The 2,678-nt window shown below is 42.7% G+C and carries 4 protein-coding genes; 3 read left to right on the top strand and 1 reads right to left on the bottom strand.

What is annotated here, in order from left to right; translation table 11 throughout:
* On the bottom strand, window positions 1-243 hold a 243-nt coding region (locus J7K79_RS05415; protein WP_296905983.1), incomplete at its 3' end, for a helix-turn-helix domain-containing protein.
* A gap of 92 nt (window positions 244-335) precedes the next feature.
* Between J7K79_RS05415 and J7K79_RS05410 the strand changes: the two genes are divergently transcribed.
* The 3 genes from J7K79_RS05410 to J7K79_RS05400 all read left to right on the top strand — a co-directional run.
* Window positions 336-815 (top strand): ureidoglycolate lyase, encoded by a 480-nt coding sequence (locus tag J7K79_RS05410; protein ID WP_296905980.1) that lies wholly within the window; start codon window positions 336-338, stop codon window positions 813-815.
* Between the two features lie 31 nt (window positions 816-846).
* On the top strand, window positions 847-1,848 hold the full coding sequence (locus J7K79_RS05405) for an ABC transporter substrate-binding protein (protein ID WP_296905977.1): 1,002 nt from the start codon (window positions 847-849) through the stop codon (window positions 1,846-1,848).
* A 66-nt stretch (window positions 1,849-1,914) separates the two neighbouring features.
* Window positions 1,915-2,678, top strand: a 764-nt coding sequence (locus J7K79_RS05400; protein WP_296905974.1) for an ATP-binding cassette domain-containing protein, incomplete at its 3' end; no start/stop codon positions are given.

Below are 2,678 nucleotides of genomic sequence, written 5' to 3'. Positions count from 1 at the left end.
TCCCATCTCTTCCGCCGCTTTAAGAATCTTTTCTCGCAATCGTTTGCTAACGCCTGGCTTGCCCGATAATGCGCGAGAAACAGTTGAAGGTGAGACACCAAACTTCTTTGCTATTTCTTTCAAAGTGACCCTTTTCAAGATATCACCTTCTTTACCTAAGTATTTATCGATTCTATTATAACCCAAGATAATGAGAAATCGAATAATATTCTCGAATAATCGGCGGTCAGGGCAGATAAACATCGTTTTTAGAGAAAAATCCAGCTTGACTTTGCTCAATGGTTAGTGATATATTTTTATTGCAAACGTTTGAGTTACAAAAAGGAGGTGTTGTTGTGAACCCAAAGTTTCAAACACCCTCTTCAGAAACTTTTGAACCATTTGGTCGACTGATACAACTCCCGTTGGAAAAACCAACAGTTGAGTACGATTTCCTTAAATACTGGCATAATCTTGAAGATATTTCCTCGCTTGAAATGAAAGAACCTGTGATTGGTTTTTTAGAGGTAAAAAGAAGAGATTTTATCTTGGAACAGATGGAAAGGCACTTATTTTCAGATGAGATTTTCATTCCACTAACTGGAATAGGAATCTTTCCAATTTGTCAACGTGATTGCGATCCTTTAAAGGATGCTTCTAAAATTACAACTTTTTTGGTAGACGGGGAAGTAGCTTTTCTGCTAAAGAAAGGAACATGGCATTGGGCACCTTATCCTCTCACCGATACCATGAAATTCTTGATAGTGGTTGACAGGAAAACAGTTGACAATGACATTCACGTGGTGGAAATAGCGCCATCCTTGTCACTAATGTGATGTTCACACTACTTCATGAGGGGGTGTTTTTATGAGGAAATACCTTTTGGCAATCTTACTGGTTGTCTTCACTCTGAGCACTGTGCTGATAGGCTATGAAACACCGCAGCAGGTTTCCAAGATGAAAGTCTTCTTCATAGTCAAGGCGAGTGAGTCTGAATTTTGGCAGATAGTACTCGATGGTGCAAGAAAAGCAGCTAAGCATTATGGTGTGGAACTCATCGAACAAGCACCAACCTCGGAGTCTGATGTGGCAAAACAAGTCTCAATACTCGAAACTGCCATCTCCATGAAACCGGATGCTATAGTTTTGGCTCCCACGGTTGCAGATGCACTTGTTCCGGGTATAGAAAAAGCAACAGCTATGGGAATTCCTGTTATCATCATTGACTCAGCTGCTAATACCGACAAATATGTGACTTTCCTTGCGTCTGACAACTACAAAATAGGACAATTGGCAGCAGATGAGCTAGCAAAAGCCATAAAAAAGAAATTCGGTGAGGCAAAGGGAAAAGTGGCTGCTTTCACTTTTATGTCAGGAGTGGGATCTTTGGAAGCCAGAATGAGCGGTTTTTTGGATAGAGTTAAGGACAAATATCCAGAAATCGAAGTAGTTACTGTGAGAGATGCGATGGGTAAGCAAGGTAACACTCTCAACATGACAATGGACGTTTTAACGGCTTATCCAGATCTTAGGGGAATATTTGCCAACAACCAGTACACAGGGGATGAGGTTGTCCGTGCTCTCGATATGAGGGGTGTAAAGAATCTGGCGTTTGTCGCAGTAGATGCAGGACCACAGGAACTTTGGGGTCTCGAAAACGGTTATGTTGATGCTCTCATTCTTCAGAAGCCGTGGGTTATGGGATATGCAGGAGTGGCTTTTGCTGTTATAGCAAGAAACCTTCAACCTCTTGGATTTGAATTCCCGAAATTCATTGATACGGGAGTTGTAGCGATCGCCCCCGATATGCTGGGAAAGCCCGCTGCGGAATCCATTCTGGATCCTGTGAAGTTCTATAAGAACTGGTAATCAAAAGGGCAGGGAGGGGAGCTGCCCCCTCCCTGTGTTGTCAGGGAAAACTAGGGAGGTGTTTCAATGGAAGCAGTTCTCGAGATGAAGAACATAACGAAAGTCTTCCCAGGTGTTTTGGCTCTAGACAATGTCAATTTAAGGCTTGAAAAAGGGGAAGTTAAAGCACTGGTGGGTGAAAACGGAGCAGGTAAGAGCACTCTTATAAAGGTATTGACAGGTGCTTACACTCCAGATAGTGGCGAGATCAAGATATTTGGTCAAACTTTCCATAAGATGACCCCTATATTGTCCGAGCGACTGGGGATATCGGCGGTTTATCAGAATTTGATCCTAGCGGGTCACCTAACGGTTCTGGAGAACGTCTTAATGGGAATAGAAACTTCGTTCGCAGGCTTTCTGAGAAAACGTGAAATGGAAAAACGAGTGGAAGAGATATTGGAGAAGATAGGTTATAAAGGAGTGATATGGCCTTATCAGAGGGTAAAAGATTTGAGCGCAGCACAGCAGGGTATGGTGGCGATTGCGCGAGCTTTGTCAAGAAATGCGAGGATATTCATCTTTGATGAACCCACAGCTGTTTTGGCTGAGAAAGAGGTCAAAGAGTTATTCAGGGTGATAAGGCAACTCAAAGACGAGGGAATGTCAGTGATATACATATCTCATCGATTGGAGGAGATTTTTGAGTTGTGCGACAATGTCTTGGTCCTGAAGGACGGCAGGGTAGTTGGTGAAAAAAGCGTTAAAGAGACAACGGAAGATGAGTTGATAAGGATGATGGTAGGAAGAGAAGTTAGGAAAGATCTGTATGATCCTAACAGGGAAATAGG

The organism is Thermotoga sp. (genome assembly GCF_021162145.1).
GTDB lineage: Bacteria > Thermotogota > Thermotogae > Thermotogales > Thermotogaceae > Thermotoga.
Note: the sequence above shows the minus strand (reverse complement) of the source record. Positions and strands in the feature narration are given on the sequence as shown.